Source organism: Variovorax sp., from assembly GCF_035634955.1.
In the GTDB taxonomy this organism is placed as follows: Bacteria; Pseudomonadota; Gammaproteobacteria; order Burkholderiales; family Burkholderiaceae_C; genus Variovorax.
Genome location: NZ_DASQBZ010000010.1, coordinates 116,587 through 137,357 on the forward strand (window position 1 = coordinate 116,587; position 20,771 = coordinate 137,357).

Annotated in this window: 21 protein-coding genes; 13 read left to right on the forward strand and 8 right to left on the reverse strand. The window is 69.0% G+C overall.

Annotated features, from left to right (window positions below):
- Positions 1 to 17: 17 nt before the first annotated feature.
- The 3 genes from VES41_RS04505 to VES41_RS04515 are packed head-to-tail and all read left to right on the forward strand — an operon-like array spanning position 18 to position 3,102.
- A complete protein-coding gene (locus VES41_RS04505; RefSeq protein WP_324813527.1) occupies positions 18 to 1,169 on the forward strand; it encodes an ATP phosphoribosyltransferase regulatory subunit in 1,152 nt (383 codons plus the stop codon).
- Positions 1,170 to 1,191: 22 nt separating this feature from the next.
- On the forward strand, positions 1,192 to 2,523 hold the full coding sequence (locus tag VES41_RS04510) for an adenylosuccinate synthase (RefSeq protein WP_324813529.1): 1,332 nt from the start codon (positions 1,192 to 1,194) through the stop codon (positions 2,521 to 2,523).
- 54 nt (positions 2,524 to 2,577) lie between these two features.
- Positions 2,578 to 3,102, forward strand: coding sequence for a phosphoribosyltransferase (locus VES41_RS04515; protein ID WP_324813531.1), 525 nt, complete (start codon positions 2,578 to 2,580; stop codon positions 3,100 to 3,102).
- An 88-nt stretch (positions 3,103 to 3,190) separates the two neighbouring features.
- Here the strand turns inward: VES41_RS04515 and VES41_RS04520 are convergent, their stop codons facing one another.
- Entirely contained in the window at positions 3,191 to 3,622 is a 432-nt protein-coding gene (locus VES41_RS04520; RefSeq protein WP_324813534.1) for a VOC family protein, read from the reverse strand.
- A gap of 119 nt (positions 3,623 to 3,741) precedes the next feature.
- Here VES41_RS04520 and VES41_RS04525 point away from each other — a divergent pair, with 119 nt between their 5' ends.
- Complete coding sequence (locus VES41_RS04525) at positions 3,742 to 4,935, forward strand: PLP-dependent transferase (protein ID WP_324813536.1); 1,194 nt, start codon at positions 3,742 to 3,744, stop codon at positions 4,933 to 4,935.
- A gap of 40 nt (positions 4,936 to 4,975) precedes the next feature.
- Here VES41_RS04525 and VES41_RS04530 read toward each other — a convergent pair whose 3' ends face one another.
- The 6 genes from VES41_RS04530 to VES41_RS04555 all read right to left on the reverse strand — a co-directional run bounded on the left by VES41_RS04530 (position 4,976) and on the right by VES41_RS04555 (position 10,006).
- Complete coding sequence (locus tag VES41_RS04530) at positions 4,976 to 5,941, reverse strand: tripartite tricarboxylate transporter substrate binding protein (RefSeq protein WP_324813538.1); 966 nt, start codon at positions 5,939 to 5,941, stop codon at positions 4,976 to 4,978.
- The gene (locus VES41_RS04535) at positions 5,938 to 7,101 is read right to left on the reverse strand and encodes a CoA transferase (RefSeq protein ID WP_324813540.1); all 1,164 of its coding nucleotides are present in this window, start codon (positions 7,099 to 7,101) and stop codon (positions 5,938 to 5,940) included. The genes VES41_RS04530 and VES41_RS04535 overlap by 4 nt, the downstream gene beginning before the upstream one ends.
- Positions 7,101 to 7,958 (reverse strand): CoA ester lyase, encoded by an 858-nt coding sequence (locus VES41_RS04540; protein ID WP_324813542.1) that lies wholly within the window; start codon positions 7,956 to 7,958, stop codon positions 7,101 to 7,103. The genes VES41_RS04535 and VES41_RS04540 overlap by 1 nt, the downstream gene beginning before the upstream one ends.
- A complete protein-coding gene (locus VES41_RS04545; RefSeq protein ID WP_324813544.1) occupies positions 7,955 to 8,419 on the reverse strand; it encodes a MaoC family dehydratase in 465 nt (154 codons plus the stop codon). The genes VES41_RS04540 and VES41_RS04545 overlap by 4 nt, the downstream gene beginning before the upstream one ends.
- 23 nt (positions 8,420 to 8,442) lie before the next feature.
- Positions 8,443 to 9,168, reverse strand: a complete 726-nt coding sequence (locus tag VES41_RS04550; RefSeq protein ID WP_324813546.1) for an IclR family transcriptional regulator — start codon at positions 9,166 to 9,168, stop codon at positions 8,443 to 8,445.
- A gap of 175 nt (positions 9,169 to 9,343) precedes the next feature.
- Entirely contained in the window at positions 9,344 to 10,006 is a 663-nt protein-coding gene (locus tag VES41_RS04555; RefSeq protein ID WP_324813549.1) for an arylesterase, read from the reverse strand.
- Here VES41_RS04555 and VES41_RS04560 point away from each other — a divergent pair.
- Genes VES41_RS04560 through VES41_RS04570 form a run of 3 tightly spaced genes read left to right on the forward strand, consistent with a single transcriptional unit; the run spans position 10,005 to position 11,887 of the window.
- Entirely contained in the window at positions 10,005 to 10,724 is a 720-nt protein-coding gene (locus VES41_RS04560; protein WP_324813551.1) for an ABC transporter ATP-binding protein, read from the forward strand. The genes VES41_RS04555 and VES41_RS04560 overlap by 2 nt on opposite strands.
- A 39-nt stretch (positions 10,725 to 10,763) precedes the next feature.
- Positions 10,764 to 11,519 carry a 23S rRNA (guanosine(2251)-2'-O)-methyltransferase RlmB gene (rlmB, locus tag VES41_RS04565; protein WP_324813555.1) on the forward strand — a complete coding sequence of 252 codons (756 nt, stop codon included), beginning with the start codon at positions 10,764 to 10,766 and terminating at the stop codon, positions 11,517 to 11,519.
- A gap of 44 nt (positions 11,520 to 11,563) precedes the next feature.
- Complete coding sequence (locus VES41_RS04570) at positions 11,564 to 11,887, forward strand: hypothetical protein (RefSeq protein WP_324813557.1); 324 nt, start codon at positions 11,564 to 11,566, stop codon at positions 11,885 to 11,887.
- A 23-nt stretch (positions 11,888 to 11,910) separates the two neighbouring features.
- Here the strand turns inward: VES41_RS04570 and VES41_RS04575 are convergent, their stop codons facing one another.
- Positions 11,911 to 12,813, reverse strand: a complete 903-nt coding sequence (locus VES41_RS04575) for a LysR family transcriptional regulator (protein WP_324813560.1) — start codon at positions 12,811 to 12,813, stop codon at positions 11,911 to 11,913.
- A 140-nt stretch (positions 12,814 to 12,953) separates the two neighbouring features.
- On the opposite strand from VES41_RS04575, the gene VES41_RS04580 reads away from it, so the two are divergent.
- The 6 genes from VES41_RS04580 to VES41_RS04605 all read left to right on the forward strand — a co-directional run bounded on the left by VES41_RS04580 (position 12,954) and on the right by VES41_RS04605 (position 20,745).
- On the forward strand, positions 12,954 to 15,074 hold the full coding sequence (locus VES41_RS04580; RefSeq protein ID WP_324813562.1) for a 3-hydroxyacyl-CoA dehydrogenase NAD-binding domain-containing protein: 2,121 nt from the start codon (positions 12,954 to 12,956) through the stop codon (positions 15,072 to 15,074).
- Positions 15,075 to 15,153: 79 nt separating this feature from the next.
- Positions 15,154 to 16,335, forward strand: a complete 1,182-nt coding sequence (locus VES41_RS04585) for an acetyl-CoA C-acyltransferase (protein WP_324813565.1) — start codon at positions 15,154 to 15,156, stop codon at positions 16,333 to 16,335.
- A gap of 10 nt (positions 16,336 to 16,345) precedes the next feature.
- Positions 16,346 to 17,554 (forward strand): acyl-CoA dehydrogenase family protein, encoded by a 1,209-nt coding sequence (locus tag VES41_RS04590; protein WP_324813568.1) that lies wholly within the window; start codon positions 16,346 to 16,348, stop codon positions 17,552 to 17,554.
- 13 nt (positions 17,555 to 17,567) lie between these two features.
- Positions 17,568 to 18,704, forward strand: coding sequence for an acyl-CoA dehydrogenase family protein (locus VES41_RS04595; protein ID WP_324813571.1), 1,137 nt, complete (start codon positions 17,568 to 17,570; stop codon positions 18,702 to 18,704).
- A 23-nt stretch (positions 18,705 to 18,727) separates the two neighbouring features.
- Entirely contained in the window at positions 18,728 to 19,537 is an 810-nt protein-coding gene (locus tag VES41_RS04600; RefSeq protein WP_324813575.1) for an oxepin-CoA hydrolase, alternative type, read from the forward strand.
- Positions 19,534 to 20,745, forward strand: coding sequence for a CaiB/BaiF CoA-transferase family protein (locus VES41_RS04605; protein ID WP_324813578.1), 1,212 nt, complete (start codon positions 19,534 to 19,536; stop codon positions 20,743 to 20,745). The genes VES41_RS04600 and VES41_RS04605 overlap by 4 nt, the downstream gene beginning before the upstream one ends.
- Positions 20,746 to 20,771 lie beyond the last annotated feature (26 nt).

Below are 20,771 nucleotides of genomic sequence, written 5' to 3' on the forward strand. Positions count from 1 at the left end.
AGTTCCTTCGTCTTCACATGTCCGCCTGGGTCCTTCCGGATCACATCGCCGATGTGCTGCCTTCCGAGGCCCGCCACATCGAGGAACTCCGACGCCAACTCCTCGACACCGCCCGTGGCTACGGCTACGAGCTGGTCATGCCGCCCCTGCTGGAGCACCTGGAATCACTGTTGTCCGGCACCGGCGAGGCGCTGGGCCTGCAGACTTTCAAGCTGGTCGACCAGCTGTCGGGTCGCTCGCTCGGCCTGCGCGCCGACACCACGCCGCAGGTGGCCCGCATCGATGCCCACCTGCTCAACCGCCAGGGCGTCACGCGCCTGTGCTACTGCGGCCCGGTCCTGCACACGCGGCCGGATCGCCCGCACGCCACGCGTGAACCCCTGCAGTTCGGGGCCGAGACGTACGGCCATGCCGGCATCGAGGCCGACATCGAGAGCCTGCGCCTGGCCCTCGACTGCCTGCGCGCCGCCGGCATCCGGGACGGTGTCATCCTCGACATGGCCGACGCGCGCATCGTGCGTGCGCTGCTTGCCGGCGCCACCGTCGATCCGCTGGTCTTGGGCCGCGTGCACGCCGCCCTGGCGGCCAAGGACGCCAGCGAACTGCGGGCGCTCACGAAGGACTTCCCGGCCGCCTCGCGCGATGGCCTGCGCGGCCTGATCGAACTCTATGGCGACGCCGCCGTGCTGGACGAGGCGCAACGCCGAATCGGCCACCTGCCCGGCGTGGCCACCGCGCTCGACGAACTGCGCCGCATGGCCCGTCTGGTCGATGGGGCGGCCATCAGCTTCGACCTGGCCGACCTTCGCGGCTGGGCCTACTACAGCGGCATGCGCTTCGGCATCTATGTGCCAGGCGCGGCCGGCGCGCTGGTGCGCGGCGGCCGCTACGACGAGGTCGGTGCCGTCTTCGGCCGCAACCGCCCCGCGGTCGGCTTCAGCCTGGACGTGCGCGAACTCGTCGGCGTGCTGCCACCGCGCCCGTTGCGCGCCGCCATCCGCGCCCCCTGGCGGGATGCGGCCGGCCTGCGTGCCGCCATCGCCGGCCTGCGCGAGCAGGGCGAGACGGTCGTGTGCGTGCTGCCTGGCCACGACAGCGAAATCGACGAATTCCATTGCGACCGCGAGCTCACAGAGCAGGACGGCCAATGGCAAGTGAAATCCATCTGACTCAGCAATCCGGAACGTGAACATGAGCGCAACCACTGGAAGAAACGTGGTCGTCGTCGGAACCCAATGGGGCGACGAAGGCAAAGGCAAGCTGGTCGACTGGCTGACGGAAAGCGCCCAGGGCGTGGTCCGCTTCCAGGGCGGGCACAACGCGGGCCATACGCTGGTGATCAACGGCGTCAAGACCGCGCTGCACCTGATTCCAAGCGGCGTCATGCGCCCGGGCATCAAGTGCTACATCGGCAACGGTGTGGTGCTGTCGGCGGCCAAGCTGTTCGAGGAAATCGAAGGCCTGGAGAAGGCCGGTGTCGAAGTGCGCTCGCGGCTGCGCATCAGCGAGGCATGCCCGCTGATCCTGCCGTTCCATGCGGCGCTCGATCTGGCGCGCGAGGCCTACCGCGAGAAGGGCGGCGTCGAGAAGATCGGCACTACCGGCCGCGGCATTGGCCCGGCCTACGAGGACAAGATCGCCCGCCGCGCCCTGCGCGTGCAGGACCTGAAGCACCCCGAGCGCTTTGCCGCCAAGCTGCGCGTGCTGCTTGAACTGCACAACCACGTGCTGGTGGAAGTCCTGGGTGCCGAAGCGGTCGATTTCGACACCGTCTACAACGAGGCGATGCGCCATGCAGAGCTGCTCAAGCCCATGATGGCCGACGTCTCGCGCGAACTGAACGAAGCGCACCGGCATGGCGAGAACCTGCTGTTCGAAGGCGCCCAGGGCACGCTGCTCGACGTGGACCACGGCACCTATCCGTACGTCACCTCCAGCAACTGCGTGGCCGGCAACGCGGCGGCGGGCTCCGGCGTGGGCCCGGGCATGCTGCATTACGTGCTGGGCATCACGAAGGCCTACTGCACCCGCGTCGGCGGCGGCCCGTTCCCCACCGAACTCGACTGGGCCACGCCCGGCACGGTCGGCTACCACCTGTCGACCGTGGGCGCCGAAAAGGGCGTGACCACCGGGCGCAGCCGGCGCTGCGGCTGGTTCGACGCCGCGCTGCTCAAGCGCTCGGCGCAGGTCAACGGGCTGTCGGGCCTGTGCATCACCAAGCTCGACGTGATGGACGGGCTGGAAGAGATCAAGCTGTGCACCGGCTACACGCTCGACGGCGAGTACACCGACATCCTGCCCATGGGCGCCGACGAGATCGAGCGCTGCACGCCCGTCTACGAGACGCTCGAAGGCTGGAGCGAAAGCACCGTCGGCGTCACCCAGTACGACAAGCTGCCGATGAATGCGCGGCTCTATCTGCAGCGGATCGAACAGGTGACCGGCGTGCCCATCCACGTCGTGTCCACCAGCCCGGATCGGGATCACACGATCATGATGCGCCACCCGTACCTGGCCGACTGAAAGCCGACACTGCCCCGACCCACCACGACGAGTTTCGAAAAAGGCCACCATCCCATGTTGACCGAAGACGGCAAGCACCTGTACGTCAGCTATGACGAATACCACAACCTGATCGAGAAGCTCGCGATCAAGATCTATCAGTCGGGCTGGGAGTTCGACACCATCCTGTGCCTGGCGCGCGGCGGCATGCGGCCGGGCGACGTGCTCTCGCGCATTTTCGACAAGCCGCTGGCGATCATGTCGACCAGCTCGTACCGGGCCGAGGCGGGCACCAAGCAGGGCCACCTGGACATCGCCCGCTACATCACCACGCCCAAGGGCGAGATCGCCGGCAAGGTGCTGCTGGTCGACGACCTCGCCGATTCGGGCCACACGCTGCATGCCGTCATGGACATGCTGCGCAACAACTACAAGCCGATCACCGAACTGCGCAGCGCGGTGATCTGGACCAAGGAACTGTCCACCTTCACCGCCGACTACTCGGTCGAGTTTCTCGCCACCAACCCATGGATCCACCAGCCGTTCGAGGGCTACGACTCCATGGGCGCCGAGAAGCTGCTGGAGAAGTGGTCGGTGTAGGAAATGCGCAGCGGCCGCGCCCGCACCCCGGGCAGCGCCGCTTGCGTGGTTGCGGCCCTGTGCGAAACAGGGCGCGGCCGTCCGGCGCTCAAGTCGACGCTTCGTAGCGCTTTTGCATCTCTTCCGGGCTGACTTCCTCGATCGAATGGCCGACGTTCCAGCGGTGGCCGAACGGGTCGAAGAAGCTGCCGGAGCGTTCGCCGTAGAACTGGTCGGCCAGCGGCATGTGCGAGGTGGCGCCGGCCGCCAGCGCGCGGGCGACGACCGCGTCGGCGTCGTCGACATGCAGGTGGATCGTCACCGTGGTGGCGCCCACCGAGCGAGGTCCGCGGATGCCGTATTCTGGGTATTCCTCGCTGAGCATCAGCGTCGCGCCATCGAAGTCCAGCTCCACGTGGCCGATTCGGCCGCCCGGCTCGGTCAGCCGGAATTTCTCGGTCATGCCGAATACCTTGCCGTAGAACTCCACGGCGGCGTTCGCGTCGTTGACGCACAGGTAGGGAAACATCTCTCGTGCCATGACTCTCCTCGCGGCACCCGGGAGGGGCGTTGCAGGCCGATTGTGAACCCGTCGCATGAAAAGCGGCATAAGGAAGTTCTCTGCAGAACCGCTTGCAGCTGCAGGGTTAGCATCGGGCCATGAGCAAGCCCATCACCGACCTCATCCATCATCCGTACGCGCCTCCGGCGAGTTTCGCGGCACCGCAACCGGGCGTCTACAAGGCGTCGACGGTGTTCTTCAGCGACGTCGCCGCGATGCGCGCACGCGACTGGAAGACCAAGGCGGGCTACACCTACGGCCTGCACGGAACGCCGACCACCTTCATGCTCGAAGAGCGCCTGGCCGCGCTCGAGGGTGGCACCGAATGCCTGCTGGCGTCCAGCGGCCTGGCCGCCATCTCGTTGGTGTCGCTCGCTTTGCTCAAGGCCGGCGACGAGGTCCTGCTGCCGGACAACGTCTATGGCCCCAACAAGGCGCTGGCCGCGGGCGAGCTGGCCAACTACGGCATCACGCACCGGCTGTACGACGCCATGGATCCGTCGGACCTGGCCGCCAAGCTCTCGCCGCGCACCCGGCTGGTGTGGATCGAGGCGGCCGGCTCGGTGACCATGGAGTTCCCGGACGTCTCGGCGCTTGCCCAACTGTGCCGCGACCGCGGCGTGACCAGTGCGCTGGACAACACCTGGGGCGCCGGCCTGGCGTTCTGCCCTTTCGACCTGGAAGGCGAGGGCTGGGGGGTGGACGTGTCGGTGCACGCCCTGACCAAGTATCCGAGCGGCGGCGGCGACGTCCTGATGGGCAGCGTGGTCACGCGCGACCCGGCGTTGCACCTGAAGATCAAACTCACGCACATGCGGCTTGGGCTGGGCGTGGGCGTCGACGACGTGCAGGCGATCATGCGCTCGTTGCCCAGCGTCGCATTGCGCTACCAGGCGCACGACCAGAGCGCGCGCGCGTTGGCGCAATGGCTCCAGCAGCGCGACGAGATCGCCCAGGTGCTGCATCCGGCCCTGCCGGATTCGCCCGGCCACGAGAACTGGCGCGCGCTGTGCGGCGCGACCGACCTCGCGGCGGGGCTGTTCTCGGTAGTGTTCGACGAGCGATTCGGCACCGAGCAGGTCGATGCCTTCTGCGATGCGCTGCAACTGTTCCGCCTCGGTTATTCCTGGGGCGGCCCGATCAGCCTGGTGGTGCCCTACGACATCAGCCTGATGCGCGACGCCGCGGTCGCGCCCTGGCCGCACAAGGGCACGCTGGTGCGCTTCTCCATCGGTCTGGAGGCGGTCGAGGATCTGCGGGCCGACCTCGCGCAGGCGCTGGACGCGCTCTGAGCCGTGCCGGGGCCGCCGGCCCCGACGGACGGCGCGTTCGTCACTCGGGCTTGATGCCGGCGTCGCGCACGTGGGCGCCCCAGAGCGCCTGCTGAGCATCCACGAATTGTCCGAACTCGCTGCCCGCGAGCGGCCAGGCCTCCATGCCGAGCGAGCGCATCTTTTCCTGGACATTCTTGTCGGCCAGGCTGGTCTTGAGTTGCGCGGTCCACCATGCGGTCACCTCGGGCGGCAGGTTGGCCGGACCATCGATGCCGAGCCAGCCGCTGAGTTCGACCGGCTTGAAGCCGAGTTCTCCCACGGTAGGAACGTCAGGCAGCATGCTCGATCGGCGTTCCGCCAGCAGCGCGATCGCCTTGAGCGAGCCTTGCCGGACGAACGGCAGCACGGCGCCCAGGTCGGAGCTGACGAAATCGATCTGCCCGCCCAGCATGTCGGTGATGGCGGCCGGTTGGCCCTTGTAGGGAATCGGCCGAACCTGGATGCCCGTCGCGCTGCTGAACGCGGCCGAACTGACTTGGCCCGTTCCCGAACCGTAGCCATAGGTCAGGGCGTCCGGCTTGGCCTTGGCTGCGTCGACCAGCGCGCGGGCGGTGCCGTACGAGCCGGCTGCGCGGGTGACCACCGCGATGTCGAATCGGGCCACGCGCCCGACGTGCGTGAGCGCCTTGACAGGGTCGAGCCGCTGCAGCGCGACCGACAGGCCGGGCCCGGACGAATGGGTGGCGCTGGAGCTGGGCATGAGCGTATAGCCGTCGGCAGCGGCGCGCTGGACGTTCTCGATGCCCAGCGCCCCGAGCGCCCCAGGCCGGTTCTCCACCACGATGGTCGCGCCGGTTCGCTCGCGGATGTCGTCGAGCACCACCCGCGAGACGGTGTCGATGCTGCTGCCCGCCGGAAAGCCCACCACGAACCTGATGGGCTTGGCGGGATAGTCCTGCGCGCTGGCCAATGGCGCGGCAGCGAGCGCCGCGGCAGCGGCCAGCGTGATGAATAGTTTGTTCATGTCGTCTCCTTGTCGTTGGATGGGCGTCCGGCCAGAAGCGCCGCGTTGTGCTCGCCCAGAGCGGGTGCATGGCGGCGGACGGTGGCCGGGGTGCGGGAAAAGTGCACGGGCAGGCCCGCCTGCATGAGGCGGCCCTCGGTCGGGTGCTCCACCTCCCGCCAGAAGCCCACGGACTGCAGGTGGGGGTCGACCAGCAGGTCGTCGATGGAGTTGACGCGGGCGAAGGGGATGTCGGCGCTCTCCAGCAAGGCCAGCCATTCGGCCGTGGGTTTCGATGCCACCATCCGTTCCGCGTAGGCGTACAGCTCGCCGAAGTGGTGGCTTCGCGCGGCCTGCGTCCGGTAGCGCTCGTCGTCGGCCAGTGCCGGTTCGCCGACCAGTTCGAAGAAGCGGTGCCACTGGCCGTCGGTGTAGGGCACCACGGTGAGGTAGCCGTCCTTCGTGCGAAACGGCCGTCGGAACTCGTTGAGCAGGCGCGTGTAGCCGGCCGGGCCCTGAGGCGGCACGAACGTACGGCCGGCCAGATGCTCGACGGCCATGAAGGACACCATGCATTCGAACATCGGCACCTCGATGGCCTGGCCCTCGCCGGTCTTCTCGCGCGCATAGAGCGCCGCGCCCAGGGCCGAGGTGACGTACAGCGCCACCGCCTTGTCGGCCACCACCGATTTGACGTACGCCGGCGCGTCCTGGCCGGCGCCGCCCTGAAGCCACGCGAGGCCGCAGGCGGCCTGGATCGTGTCGTCGATCGCTGGCCGGCCGGCGTAGGGGCCGCTTTCCGAGTACCCGTAGCAGCTGCAATGGATCAGCCGCGGAAAGCGCGCCAGCAGCGTCTCGGCGTCGAGGCCAAGGCGTCGCAGGGCAGGCGCGCGCATGTTCGAGATGAAGACGTCGCTGTCGGCCAGGAGCGCCATCAGCCGGTCATGGTCGCCCGGCGCCTTCATGCCCAGCTGGACGCTTCGCTTGTTACGGTTGAGGTTCAGGTACGCGTGGCTCATGCCCGCGTGCTTTTGCGGCATCACGTGGCGGAAGATGTCGCCCTCCATGGGCTCGACCTTGACGACGTCGGCGCCGAAGTCGCCGAGCAGCTGCGTCGCCATGGGCCCCATGCCCACGGTGGTCATGTCCAGCACGCGAACGCCGGCGAGCGCGCCGGCCATCACCGATTGCCTTCCAGGATGCGGCGAGCCAGCTTGAGGTGCGGTTCGTCGATCATCTTCCCGTCCAGCTGGTGCGCGGCCAGGCCCGGGTTCGCCTGGAACGCGGCCACCACGCGCCGCGCCCACTCGACACGCTCGGGCGAGGGCGTGAACCCTTCGTTGATGGGCGCCAGCTGCGCCGGGTGGATGGCCATCTTCGCGACAAACCCGTCGCGGCAGGCGTCCTGCGATTCCTTGAGCACGCGGGCTTCGTCGCGCAAGGCCACGCACACGGTATCGACCGGCCGCACGCCCGCGGCGGCAGCGGCGAACAGGCACAGCGACCGCGCCAGTCTGAAGGGCTCCGTATAGCCCTGCGCATCCGCGTTCGACAAGGAGCCGACGTCGGTGGCCAGGTCTTCGGCGCCCCAGGCCATGCCCCACAGGCGCGGCGTGGCGCCGGCCAGTTCGCCCAGCCGGAACAGCGAGGCCGCGGTCTCCGTCACGATCGGCAGGAGGCGCGTCTGTCCGGGCTCGATGCCATGGGCCACCTCGAGCGCGTCGAGATAGGCCGCCACCTGCAGCAGCGATTCGCGCCCGCAGCACTTGGGCAGCATGATGCCGAAGGGCCGCGCCGGCAGGACCGCGGCCAGGTCCTGCAGGAGCAGGCCGGATGCCTGCGGATTGACCCGCACCCACAAGGTTTGCCGGCCCGAGCCCTGGCGCAGCATGTCGACCACGGCGGCCCTGGCGTCGGCCTTCCTGTCGCCGGCGACGGAATCCTCCAGGTCGAGAATCAGCGCGCCGGCCTCGCTTTGGCATGCCTTGACGAACTTGTCCCGGGCGATCCCCGGCACGAACAGCATCGACGCGTTCATGCGGCGGCCCCGGCAGGTGCCTTGTGCATGAGCGCCGCCCGTCGGCAGACGCAGATCGCGACGTCGTCCTGGTTGAGGCCGACGTGCTCGAATTCGACGATGCCGGCCGCCGGCCGGGACTTGCTCTCGCGCTTTGCCAGGACCTTCGTGCGTACGCGGATCGTGTCGCCCGCAAAGACCGGCGCCGGGAAGCGCGTGTCGCTCATGCCGAGGTTCGCGACGGTGGTCCGGAAGGTGGTGTCGTTCACGGACATGCCGATCACCAGGCCCAGCGTGAACAGGCTGTTGACGATGGGCTTGCCGAATTCGGTCTTCGCCGAGAAATGATGATCGATGTGCAGCGGCTGCACGTTCATGGTCAGCGTGCTGAACAGCACGTTGTCCATCTCGGTGACGGTGCGAGTCCACTCGTGCTCGAACACCTGGTCCACTTCGAACTGCTCGAAATACAAGCCTGCCATTTCTATCTCCTTGATATGAGGGTTCAGTTGCCGAAGGCGGCGGCGGCGTCCCTGACGGCCGCGCCCATCGCGTCCACCTGGTGCCGGGTGCGGCTCAGCGGCGCGCCGGCCACGAATGCCAGGGGCGTGCCGTCGAGCAGGAAGCCCGCAGCGATCGAGACCGTGTCGGCCTGGTGCTCGCCGAGGTTGACGTGCCACCCGCGCCGCTGCCCGGCGTGCACCGCCTTGACGAGCGCATCAGGCGTTGCCAGGGTGGCATGCGTGAAGGCTGCGTATTCGAGCGATTCGGCGATGCGGCGGATCTCCGCGTCGTCGTGCATGCCGAGCAGGGCCCGTCCGGAAGCGGCTGCGTGAATGGGCTTGCGCTGGCCCACGAAGGCGGAGAAGCGCAGCACATGGTTGCCCTCGATCACATCCAGGTACACCACCTTGCGTTGCGACAACTGGGCAAGGATCACCGTCTCGCCCAATTGCTCGCCCAGGGCCTGCAATGCGCCGCGGCAGCGCGGCGCCAGCCGGTCGTGGCGGGCGACCTGCTCGGCCTCGCGGGCCCAGCGGCCGGTAAGGTAGTAGCGGCCATCCGCGTGATAGGCATAGCCTTCGCCCACGAGCGTCTCCAGCAGTCCCAGGCAGCTCGATTTCGGAAGCTCCAGCGCTGCCGCGACGCGCGCCAGCGAGGCAGGGGCCTTCTCCTCGGAGAAGAACCGAAGGATGTCCAGCACGCGTCGCGCGCTCTTGACGTCACTCATCATTCTTTCGTTCAACGGGGTGAACGTTCATTCAAAACCAAGAACGACGAATTCTGCATGCATCATCCGCGGCTGGCAAGCAGGTGCGCACGCGCACGCGCACGCGCACGCCCGCGGCCTGCGGCTGCGGTAAAGCGGGGCGGAGGAGGTCAGACGCGCTGCGTGCGCGCCGGTACTAGAGAAGCTTGCGCAGTTGCGGCCAGACGTTGTCCAGGATCCGCGGCTGCGCCGTGGCGTTGGGATGGATGCGGTCGGCCTGGAACAGCGGCGCCGGATCGGGGGCGTCGGCCACGCCGTCCAGCAGGAACGGCACCAGCGCCGCGTTCGTCTTGTCGGCCACGGTGCGGAACATCGCGGCAAAGCGGCGGGTGTAGTCGCTGCCGTAGTTGGGCGGCACCTGGATCCCGACCAGCAGCACCTTTGCCCCGGCGGCCTGCGCAGCGCGCGTCATGGCCGTGAGGTTGTCCTCCGTGCCCTGGATCGGCAGGCCGCGCAATGCGTCGTTTGCGCCCAGCTCCAGCACCACGTGCGTGGGCTGGTGCTTCGACAGCAGGGCGGGCAGACGCGAGCGGCCGCCTGAGCTGGTGTCGCCGCTGATGCTCGCATTGACCACCCTGGCCGCGATCTTCTGCTGCTCGATGCGCTTTTCCATCAGCGGGACCCAGCCCTCGCCGCGCTTGAGGCCGTATTCGGCGCTGAGCGAATCGCCCACGACCAGGATGACCGCCGACTGGTCGCCCGGCCGGGTGGCCTGCGCCCGCGAGAGACCCGCAAGGGCCGCCGCCGCGCCGGCCACGATAAAGTGGCGCCGGTCCCATCTCCTCATCGAAGCCTTCATGTCCTCAATCCCTTCAGCAGACGTCCAGCCCGGCGACGCCATCGTGGCGGTCGAGCACGTGTTCAAGTCGGTGTCCGATTCCACCGGCACGCTTGACATTCTGCAGGACATCGACTTCACCCTGGGCGCGCGCCAGACCGCGGCCATCGTGGGAGCGTCGGGGTCCGGCAAGAGCACGCTGCTGTCGATCATCGCCGGGCTGGACACGCCCACGCGCGGCACAGTCCGACTGGCGGGCCAGGACCTGTTCGCCATGGACGAGGACGCGCGTGCCGCGCTGCGCGCGCAGAAGGTCGGCTTCGTGTTCCAGAGCTTCCAGCTGCTGGGCAACCTCACCGCGCTCGAGAACGTGATGCTGCCGCTGGAACTGGCCAACCGGCGCGATGCAAGGCCGGCCGCCGCCGAGATGCTGGCCCGCGTGGGCCTCGGCCAGCGCCTGGGCCACTACCCCAAGGTGCTGTCAGGCGGCGAGCAGCAGCGCGTCGCGCTGGCGCGGGCCTTCGTCGTGCAGCCGGCGCTGCTGCTGGCCGACGAGCCCACCGGAAGCCTGGACTTCGCCACCGGCGAGCAGGTGATGCGCCTGATGTTCGACCTCAACCGCGAACTGGGCACGACGCTGGTGCTGGTGACCCACGACCGCGGCATTGCCGCGCGCTGCGAGCGGCGCATCACCATCGAGGCCGGGCGGGTCGCGGCGGGCGAGGAGGTCGGCGTCTGACACCGGCAGCTGCGGCCCGGCGTCGATAATGCGGCGAATATGTCTTCCCCCAAAGTGATCTTCGGCTTCCACGCAGTGGGCGTGCGCCTCAAGTCGGCGCCGGCCTCGGTGATCGAGGTGTATTTCGACCCGAGCCGCCGCGATGCCCGCATGCGCCAGTTCGTGCACCGCGCACAGGAGGCCGGAGCGCGCCTGATCGAGTCCGACGGCGTGCGGCTGGCTCGCCTGGCCGGCAGCCACGGCCACCAGGGCGTGGCCGCGCGCGTTCACCCGATCGAGCTGGCCCGTTCGCTCGACGACCTGCTCGACGAACTGGAGGCCGCCGGCAAGGTGCCGTTGCTGCTGGTGCTCGACGGCGTGACCGACCCGCACAACCTGGGTGCCTGCCTTCGGGTGGCCGATGGCGCCGGCGCCCATGCGGTGATCGCCCCCAAGGACAATGCCGCCGGCATCAACGCCACAGTGGCCAAGGTCGCCAGCGGCGCGGCCGAGACCATGCCCTACTTCATGGTGACCAACCTCGCGCGCACGCTGACCGAGCTGCAGGAGCGCAACATCTGGTGCGTGGGCACCAGCGACGATGCGCCGGGCACCGTCTATGACGCCGACCTCGATCGCCCGCTGGCGCTGGTGCTCGGCGCCGAAGGCACCGGCATGCGCCAGCTCACCCGCAAGCGCTGCGACGAACTGGTCAGCATCCCGATGGCCGGGGCGGTGGAAAGCCTGAACGTCTCGGTCGCCAGCGGCGTGTGCCTGTACGAGGCGATGCGCCAGCGCCGGGCGGCGCAGGCCTGAGGCGCCGCACCGATTTTCAGTACCCATCCGCGAGAGCAAGCAAGATGCAACATCACGACAACCTCGATGGCCTCAAGATCACCGACAAGCTGGTGTTCGATCTCCAGCTGGCGCTGTACCTGGACCTGGTCGCGCTGCTGGAGCATTCCGGCGTGGTGAGCTACCGCCAGATGGCGGCCCGCGTCCTCAACCTGAGCCTGTCGGCGCGGGAGGAGGGCGACGGCCCGCTGGGCGACGTGCTCGAAGGCATCGCCGGCGGCTTCGCCGGACAGGGCGAAGGCCTGTCGATCGGCGTGCTCAAGGCCGCCAATGCGCTGCGCAACGACGAGGCGATGGGCGACATTCCTTCGCTGCCGGAAGACAACTAGGCCTGCCGGCAGTTCCGCGGCCGCTAGTGCCGCCGCCCGGCCTCGCCCGCCCGCTCCAGCATGAACTCGATGAAGGTGGTGATCGCCCGCGTGCGGTGGCGGCCCGGCATGTAGAGCATGTACATGTGCACGCCGAAGATGCTCAGGCGCCATTCGTTGAGCGCCGTGACCACCTCGCCGGTCTCCACCTCCGGCGCGACCACGTAGTCAGGCACGATGCCCACGCCCAGCCCGGCGAGGATGGCCTGGCGCAGGAACAGGAAATTCTCCGAGATGATGGTCGGCTCGATCAGCACCTGGTGCCGCTCCTGCTCCAGGTAGGCCGACACCCGCACCTGGCGCCCTTGCACCGATGAGGTGATCAGCGGCGCGGCGCGCAGGTCCTCCAGCTGTACCGGCATGCCGTGTTCGCGCGCCCAGCCGCTGGCCGCGCAGGCCACGTAGTGCACCGGCCCCATGTCGCGCGCCACCAGGTTCTGCGGCGGCGCGGCCATCACGCGCACCGCGATGTCCACTTCGTCGCGCAGCAGGTCTTCCACGCGGTTTTCGAACATCACGTCCAGCACGATGCCCGGGTAGGCGCGCTTGAAGGCAATCAGCCAGTCCGACATGACCAGTTGGCCGTAACCGCTGGGCACGGAAAGGCGCACCTGCCCCTGCAGCCCCTGGCCGAGGGCGGCCACCGAATCGCGCGCGGCCAGCAGTTCGTCGCGGATGGCGCAGCCGTGCGCGTACAGGCGCTGGCCGATCTCGGTCGGCTCGATCCGTCGCGTGGTGCGGCGCAGCAACTGCTGGCCCAGGCTGCGCTCGAACTGGGCCAGCCGGAAGCTCACGTTGGCGCGGCTCATGCGCAGCCGCCGGGCGGCTTCGCTGAGGTTGCCGGCCTCCACGATCTCCACCAGCAGGGTCAGGGCGTTCAAGTCCATCGGCAGGTGCTATTGTCAAATTGGAATTGACAGTATGTCAAACAGGTTCTCAATTGTCGTTGGACAGTGGGCAGATCAGAATGCGGGACCCGCTGCCGGCGCCCCGGCGGCCTTGGATTTCCTTTTGCCGGAGACAAGACATGACGACGCCTGATTCCGTGGTGCGCAGCCGCACGCAAGGTCCCGTGGCCTGCATCACCATCGACAACCCCCCGGTGAATGCGCTGTCGAGCGCGGTGCGCGCCGGCTTGCTGGCGGCCGTGCAGGCCGCCGATGCGGACGCTGCCGTGCAGGCCATCCTGCTCGTGGGTGAAGGGGCCAACTTCATCGCTGGCGCCGACATCCGCGAATTCGGCCAGGCGCCCCAGCCGCCGTCGCTGCCCGAGGTCTGCAACCGGATCGAGGCCAGCGGCAAACCCGTCATCGCGGCCTTGCGCGGCGCGGCCCTCGGCGGCGGCCTGGAGATCGCCCTGGCGGCCCACTACCGCATCGCGCTGGGCGACCTGAAGGCCGGCCTGCCAGAAGTCCAGCTGGGCCTGATGCCCGGCGCCGGCGGCACCGTGCGCGCGCCGCTGCTGGTCGGCGCGCCGGCCGCACTGGACCTGATGCTCACCGGCCGCCACGTGAAGGCCAAGGAAGCGCTGGCGCTGGGCCTGGTCGACCGCCTGGCCGACGGCGACGATGCGCTGGCCGCCGGCCTGGCGTATGCCAACGAGCTGCTGGCGCAGGCTGCCCCGGTGCGCCGCACCCGCGATGCGCAGGGCATGGCGGACCGTGCCGCCGCGCAAGCCGCCATCGACGCCGCCAGGGCCGACGTGGCGAAGAAGTCGCGCGGCCTGTTCTCGCCGGGCAAGATCGTCGATGCGGTGCAGACCGCGCTCGATCAGCCCGTCGACGAAGCCATCAGGCGCGAGCGCGAGGCCTTCATGGCCTGCATCGACAGCCCGCAACGCGCCGGTCTGATCCATGCCTTCTTCGCCGAGCGCGAAGTCGCCAAAGTGCCCGAGGCCAAGGCGGCGCAGCCGCGGCCGATCGAGCGCATCGGCATCGTCGGCGGTGGCACCATGGGCGCGGGCATCGCGGTGTCGGCACTCGACGCCGGCCTGCCGGTGGTGATGGTCGAGCGAGACGATGCGTCCATCGCGCGCGGCCGGGCCAACGTCGAGAAGGTCTACGACGGCCTGATCGCCAAGGGCCGGATGAGCGCGGACGCCAAGTCCGCGGTGATGGCGCGATTCACCGGCTCGACGAGCTACGAGGCCTTCGGCGACGTCGACCTGGTCATCGAGGCGGTGTTCGAGGACATCGAGGTGAAGAAGGCTGTGTTCGCCGAGCTCGACCGCGTGTGCAAGAAGGGCGCCGTGCTCGCCACCAATACCTCGTACCTGGACATCGACGCCATTGCCGCCAGCATCCCGCGCGCGCAGGACGTCATCGGGCTGCACTTCTTCTCGCCGGCCAACATCATGAAGCTGCTGGAGATCGTGGTGCCGGCCAAGGTGGCGCCGGACGTGGTGGCCACCGCCTTCGCGCTGGCCAAGCGGCTCAAGAAGGTGCCGGTGCGCGCCGGCGTGTGCGACGGGTTCATCGGCAACCGCATCCTGGCCGTGTACCGCCAGGCCGCCGACTACCTGATGGAGGACGGCGCCAGCCCCTACGAGATCGACGCCGCGGTGCGCGCCTTCGGCTACCCGATGGGGCCGTTCCAGGTGTCGGACCTCGCCGGCGGCGACATCGGCTGGGCGACGCGCAAGCGCAAGGCCGCCACGCGCGACCCCAACGCCCGCTACGTGCAGATTGCCGACCGCATCTGCGAGCGCGGCTGGTTCGGCCAGAAGACCGGTCGCGGCTGGTACCTGTACCCGCAGGGCGCGCGCGCCGGCCAGGAAGACCCGGAAGTGCTGGCCATCGTCGATGCCGAGCGCGAGCGCGCCGGCATGGCGCCGCGCCGCTTCACGCCCGAGGAAATCATGGCGCGCTACATGGCGGCCATGATCAACGAAGGCGCCAACGTCGTGCACCAGGGCATTGCGCTGCGTCCGCTCGACGTGGACGTGACCTTCCTCTACGGCTACGGATTCCCGCGCCACCGCGGCGGCCCCATGAAGTACGCCGACACGGTGGGCCTGCCCCGGATCCTGGACGACATCCGGCGTTTCGCCAAGGAAGACCCGCTGTTCTGGAAGCCCTCGCCGTTGCTCGAGAAGCTGGTGGCCGAAGGCAAGGATTTCTCGTCCCTGAACCAGCCTGCCAAGGGCTGAAAACGCATCACCCCGCGCGCCCCATCCTCGTGGGAGGAGGGCGTCGCTCCACCCGAACCAACCCCCAGGAGACTTCCCCATGCGCCAGGCCGTCATCGTTTCCACCGCCCGCACCCCGCTGACCAAGTCGCACCGCGGCGAACTCAACATCACCTCCGGGCCGACGCTGGCCTCGTTCGCGGTACGCGCCGCGGTAGACCGCGCCGGCATCGATCCGGCGCTGATCGAGGACGCGATCCTCGGCTGCGGCTACCCCGAGGGCATCACCGGCCGCAACGTCGCGCGCCAGGCCATCATCCGTTCCGAACTGCCGCTTTCGATCGCCGGCACCACCATCAACCGCTTCTGCGCCTCCGGCCTGCAGGCGATCGCCGTGGCGGCCGGGCGCATCGTGGTGGACGGCGCGCCGGCCATGATCGCCGGCGGCGTGGAGAGCATCTCGGGCATCCGCACCCGCGAGGATGGCCAGAACGGAATGGACCCGTGGATCGTCGAGCACAAGCCGGCGCTGTACATGGAGATGATCGACACCGCCGACATCGTGGCGCGCCGCTACGGCATCAGCCGCGAGGCGCAGGACCGCTTCTCCGTCGAAAGCCAGCGCAAGACCGCCGAGGCGCAGGAGGCTGGCCGCTACAAGGAAGAGATCGTGCCGGTCACCACCGTCATGGCGGTCACCGACAAGGAAACCGGCAAGGTCAGCAAGCGCGAAGTCACCATCGACCACGACACCTGCAACCGCGCCGGCACCACCTACGAAGGGCTGGCCAAGCTGGCGCCGGTCAAGGGGCCGGACCAGTTCATCACCGCCGGCAACGCCTCGCAGTTGTCGGACGGCGCCAGCGCCTGCGTGATGATGGAGGCCAAGGAGGCCGAGCGCCTCGGCCTGTCGCCGCTGGGCGCCTTCCGCGGCTTCGCCGTGGCCGGATGCGAGCCCGACGAGATGGGCATCGGCCCGGTCTTCGCCGTGCCCAAGCTGCTGGCGCGCCATGGCCTGAAGGTCGAGGACATCGACCTGTGGGAGCTCAACGAAGCCTTCGCCTCGCAGTCGATCTACTGCCAGGACAAGCTCGGCATTCCGTCCGAGCGCCTGAACGTCGACGGCGGCGCCATCTCCATCGGCCACCCGTTCGGCATGACCGGCGCGCGGCTGGCGGGCCACATCCTGCTCGAAGGCCGCCGCCGCAAGGCCAAGTGGGCCGTCGTGACGATGTGCATCGCCGGTGGCATGGGCGCGGCCGGACTGTTCGAAATCTTCTGAGTCACTTGCCATGGACCTGAATTTCACCGCCGAGGAAGAGGCCTTCCGCGCCGAAGTCCTGCAGTTCCTGCGCGACAAGCTGCCCAGCCGGCTGTCGGACAAGGCAAGGAACGGGGTGCTGCTCACGCGCGACGACATCGTGCAGTGGCACGCGATCCTGAACGAACGCGGCTGGCTGGCCAACCATTGGCCCCGGGAATGGGGCGGCCCGGGCTGGAGCGCGGTCCAGAAGTTCATCTTCGAGACCGAGTGCGCGCTGGCCGGCGCGCCGCGCATCGTGCCGTTCGGCCTGAGCATGCTCGGGCCGGTGCTGATCAAGTACGGCAGCGAAGCGCAGAAGAAGCATTGGCTGCCGCGCATCCTCGACGGCAGCGACTGGTGGTGCCAGGGCTACTCCGAGCCCGGCTCGGGCTCGGACCTGGCGTCGGTCAAGACCAGCGCCGTGCGCAAGACCGACGCGCAGGGCGACCACTACATCGTCAACGGGCAGAAGACCTGGACCACCCTGGGCCACTTCGCCAACATGATCTTTTGCCTGGTGCGCACCAACAAGGAAGCCAAGGCGCAGTCGGGCATCAGCTTCCTGCTGGTGGACATGAACTCGCCCGGCGTTGAGGTGCGCCCCATCATCACGCTCGACGGCGAGCACGAGGTCAACGAGGTGTTCTTCACCGACGTGCGCGTGCCCGCCGAGAACCTGGTGGGCGAGCAGGACAAGGGCTGGACCTACGCCAAGTACCTGCTGACCTACGAGCGCACCAACATCGCCGGCGTCGGCTTCTCGATGGCCGCGCTGGAGAAGCTCAAGCGCATCGCCGCCACGGTCCGGCGCAACGGTCGGCCGCTGGCCGAGGACCCGTTGTTCGCTGCACGCATGGCGCGCGTCGAGATCGACCTGGAGAACATGAAGACCACCAACCTGCGCGTGATCGCCGCCGTCGCGGGCGGCGGAGTGCCCGGCGCGGAAAGCTCCATGCTCAAGATCCGCGGCACCGAGATCCGCCAGGAGCTGTCGTCGCTGGCGCGGCGCGCCATGGGGCCGTACGCTCAGCCGTTCATCGAGGCGGCGCTGCACGACGGATTCGACGAGGAGCCGGTCGGCCCGCCCGAGGCCGCGCCGCTGGCGGCGCAATACTTCAACAACCGCAAGCTGTCGATCTTCGGCGGATCCAACGAGATCCAGAAAAACATCATCTCCAAGATGATCCTCGGACTGTGAGGGAGCGAACGTCATGAACTTCGAACACACGCAAGACCGGCGCATGCTGGCGGACTCGCTCGATCGCTACATTGCCGAGCAGTACGCATTCGCCGAACGCGACCGCATCGCCAGCAGCGAGCAAGGCTTCTCGCCCGCGCACTGGGCGCAGCTGGCCGAGATCGGCGCCATCGGCGCGTTGTTCCCCGAGGACGTGGGCGGCTTCGGCGGCAGCGGCTTCGACGTGGCGGTGGTCTTCGAGAGCCTCGGCCGCGGCCTGGTGGTCGAGCCCTTCCTCGGCGCGCTGGTCGTCGGCCGTGCCATCGCGCACGCCGGCAACCACGCGCAGAAGGAAGCGCTGGCCGGCATCATCGACGGCAGCCTGGTGGCTGCCCTGGCGCACGAGGAGCCGGACTCGCACCATGAAGCCACGCGCGTGGCTGCCCGTGCCGAGCGCGAGGGCGACGACTGGATCCTCAGCGGCGCCAAGGCGGTCGTGCCGCTGGGCGACCAGGCCGGCCTGCTGCTGGTTTCGGCCCGCACCGGCGGCGCGGTCGACGAGGCGCAAGGCATCTCGCTGTTCCTGGTGCCCGCGGACGCCGCCGGGCTCTCGCGCCGTGGCTACGGCCGCATCGACGGCGGCCGTGCGGCCGAGGTCACGCTCGACGCCGTGCGCCTGCCGGCCGGCGCACTGCTCGGCGGGCAAGGGCAGGGCGCGGACATCCTGGAGCACGCGACCGGCTGGGGCGTGCTGGCGCTGTGCGCCGAGGCGCTCGGCGCCATGGAGGTGGCCAAGCGCGACACGCTGGAATACCTGCGCACCCGCAAGCAGTTCGGTGTGCCGATCGGCAGCTTCCAGGCGCTGCAGCACCGCATGGCCGACCTGTTGCTCGAAGTGGAGCAGGCCCGTTCGGCCGTGATCAACGCCGCCGCGGCCATCGCAAGCGAACGCGTGGCGCGCGAGAAGGCGCTGTCGGCCGCCAAGTACAGCATCGGCCGCATCGGCGCGCTGGTGGCCGAGGAGAGCATCCAGTTGCATGGCGGCATCGGCATGACCTGGGAGCTGCCGCTGCCGCACTACGCCAAGCGGCTGGTCATGATCGACCATCAGTTCGGCGACGAGGACCATCACCTGGCCCGCTATATCGCACTCGGCCGGCTGGCCGCCTGATCGAAACCAACAGGACCCGGAAGATGACCGACTCCACCGTACCCCCGATCCTCCTGCGCCGCGAAGGCCCCGTGCTGGTGCTTGCCATCCACACGCCGGGCAAGCGCAATGCCATCAGCGCCGGCCTTTACGACGCGCTGCGCGAAGCGCTCGAGGACGCCAGGCGCCAGCCTTCGGTCGGCGCCGTGGTGCTGACCGGCGCCGACGGCTACTTCTGCTCGGGCGGCGACCTCAACGTGCTGGCCACCCGGCGCGAACACCCGCCCGAAGTACGCCGCGGCATCCTCGAAGGGCTGCATGGGCTGGTGCGCCTGCTGCGCGACTTTCCCAAGCCGGTCGTGGCAGCCGTGGAAGGCGGCGCCGCTGGCGCGGGCCTGTCGCTGGCGATGGGTTGCGATCTGCTCGTGGCCGCGCGCGACGCCACCTTCTCGGTGGCCTACGTCAAGGTCGGCCTCACGCCCGATGGCGGTGCCACGTCCTTCCTGGCGCAGGTGCTGCCGCGCCAGTTGCTGACAGAACTGTGCCTGACCGGCGACCGCATCGGCGCAGAGCGACTGCACGCGCTGGGCGTGGTCAACCGCCTGACCGAGCCTGGTGGCGCCGACGCAGAAGCGGTGGCCCTGGCCACGCGACTGGCCGGCGGCCCTGAGCGCGCCATGGCACGCATCAAGGCGCTGTGCCGCGAGTCGGTCTCTGCTTCGCTCGACGCGCAGCTCGACCGCGAGGCGCAGTTCATGGTCGAGTCGCAGGGCGACAGCGAATCCGCCGAGGGCATCGCCGCGTTCCTGGGCAAGCGAAGCGCCGACTTTGCCAGCCTGCGGGGAAAGCCATGAGCCATCCGTCCGCCGCACGCTTGCCGCTGGAAGGCGTTCGCGTGCTCGACCTGTCGCGCGTCCTTGCCGGGCCCATGTGCGCCCAGGCGCTGGGCGACCTCGGTGCCGAGGTCATCAAGATCGAGCATCCCGGCCGCGGCGACGACACCCGCGACTGGGGCCAGCGCGTGGGATCGCGCAATACCGCGTACTTCAACAGTGCCAACCGCAACAAGCAGTCGGTCGGCGTGGACCTGCAAAAGCCCGAGGGCCAGAAGCTGGTGCGCGACCTGGCCGCCAGATGCGACGTGGTCATCCAGAACTTCAAGTTCGGCGGCATCGACAAGATGGGCCTGGGCTACGAGCAGCTCAAGGCGGTCAACCCCGCCCTGGTGTACTGCTCGATCACCGGCTACCGCACCGACGGACCCGAGGCTGCGCGTCCGGGCTATGACCTGGTGGTGCAGGGCGAGGCCGGGCTGATGGCACTGTCCGGCGAGGAAGGCCAGGGACCCCTGAAGTTCGGCGTGGCCGCGGTGGACATGTTCACCGGCATGTATTCGGCGCAGGCCATCCTCGCGGCGCTGTTCGACCGCCAGCGCACCGGCGTGGGCCGTCACGTGGAAATGGCGCTGTACGACTGCGGCCTGATGATCACGTCCTACTACGGCATGGAGGCGCTGCTGATGGGCGGCGATCCGCCCAAGTACGGCAACGCGCATCCGTCCATCGTGCCGTACGGCGTGTTCGATGCGGCGGACGGGCCGGTGGTGATCACCGTGGGCAACAACGCGCAGTTCCAGCGCTTCTGCACCGAGGTGATCGAGCGCCCCGACCTTGCCGCGGACGAACGGTTCGCCACCAACGTGGGCCGCTCGAAGCACCGGCACGAGCTGCTGCCGCAGCTGCGCGCCGAACTGGCGAGCCGGCCGCGCGCGCTGCTGCTCGAGCGCCTTGCCGCCGCGGGCATTCCGTGCGGCGAGGTGCTGGGGCTGCTGGAGGCGCTGCAGTCGCGCCGCAGCACCGAGGCCGGCCTGGTCACCGAAATGCCCAATCCCGAAACCGGGCGCGTGCAGGTGCTCGCGCCACCGTACCGCATCGACGGCCAACGCATGCCCGTGCGCAGCGCGCCGCCGCTGCTGGCCCAGGACACCGACCAGGTGCTGGGCGGCGTGCTCGGCATGGACGCCGCCGCCATCGACGCGCTGCGCCAGGCCGGCGTGCTTTGAATCTTCCTTTCGACCGAACAACCAAA

Coding starts and splice junctions, on each gene's coding strand:
- VES41_RS04550 (WP_324813546.1), bottom strand. CDS start 9,168: ATGAGTGACGTCAAGAGCGCGCGACGCGTGCTGGACATCCTTCGGTTC.
- VES41_RS04600 (WP_324813575.1), top strand. CDS start 18,728: ATGACCGACTCCACCGTACCCCCGATCCTCCTGCGCCGCGAAGGCCCC.
- VES41_RS04555 (WP_324813549.1), bottom strand. CDS start 10,006: ATGAAGGCTTCGATGAGGAGATGGGACCGGCGCCACTTTATCGTGGCC.
- VES41_RS04585 (WP_324813565.1), top strand. CDS start 15,154: ATGCGCCAGGCCGTCATCGTTTCCACCGCCCGCACCCCGCTGACCAAG.
- VES41_RS04510 (WP_324813529.1), top strand. CDS start 1,192: ATGAGCGCAACCACTGGAAGAAACGTGGTCGTCGTCGGAACCCAATGG.
- VES41_RS04505 (WP_324813527.1), top strand. CDS start 18: ATGTCCGCCTGGGTCCTTCCGGATCACATCGCCGATGTGCTGCCTTCC.
- VES41_RS04575 (WP_324813560.1), bottom strand. CDS start 12,813: ATGGACTTGAACGCCCTGACCCTGCTGGTGGAGATCGTGGAGGCCGGC.
- VES41_RS04525 (WP_324813536.1), top strand. CDS start 3,742: ATGAGCAAGCCCATCACCGACCTCATCCATCATCCGTACGCGCCTCCG.
- VES41_RS04560 (WP_324813551.1), top strand. CDS start 10,005: ATGTCCTCAATCCCTTCAGCAGACGTCCAGCCCGGCGACGCCATCGTG.
- VES41_RS04545 (WP_324813544.1), bottom strand. CDS start 8,419: ATGGCAGGCTTGTATTTCGAGCAGTTCGAAGTGGACCAGGTGTTCGAG.
- VES41_RS04515 (WP_324813531.1), top strand. CDS start 2,578: ATGTTGACCGAAGACGGCAAGCACCTGTACGTCAGCTATGACGAATAC.
- VES41_RS04605 (WP_324813578.1), top strand. CDS start 19,534: ATGAGCCATCCGTCCGCCGCACGCTTGCCGCTGGAAGGCGTTCGCGTG.
- VES41_RS04590 (WP_324813568.1), top strand. CDS start 16,346: ATGGACCTGAATTTCACCGCCGAGGAAGAGGCCTTCCGCGCCGAAGTC.
- VES41_RS04540 (WP_324813542.1), bottom strand. CDS start 7,958: ATGAACGCGTCGATGCTGTTCGTGCCGGGGATCGCCCGGGACAAGTTC.
- VES41_RS04520 (WP_324813534.1), bottom strand. CDS start 3,622: ATGGCACGAGAGATGTTTCCCTACCTGTGCGTCAACGACGCGAACGCC.
- rlmB (WP_324813555.1), top strand. CDS start 10,764: ATGTCTTCCCCCAAAGTGATCTTCGGCTTCCACGCAGTGGGCGTGCGC.
- VES41_RS04595 (WP_324813571.1), top strand. CDS start 17,568: ATGAACTTCGAACACACGCAAGACCGGCGCATGCTGGCGGACTCGCTC.
- VES41_RS04530 (WP_324813538.1), bottom strand. CDS start 5,941: ATGAACAAACTATTCATCACGCTGGCCGCTGCCGCGGCGCTCGCTGCC.
- VES41_RS04570 (WP_324813557.1), top strand. CDS start 11,564: ATGCAACATCACGACAACCTCGATGGCCTCAAGATCACCGACAAGCTG.
- VES41_RS04535 (WP_324813540.1), bottom strand. CDS start 7,101: ATGGCCGGCGCGCTCGCCGGCGTTCGCGTGCTGGACATGACCACCGTG.
- VES41_RS04580 (WP_324813562.1), top strand. CDS start 12,954: ATGACGACGCCTGATTCCGTGGTGCGCAGCCGCACGCAAGGTCCCGTG.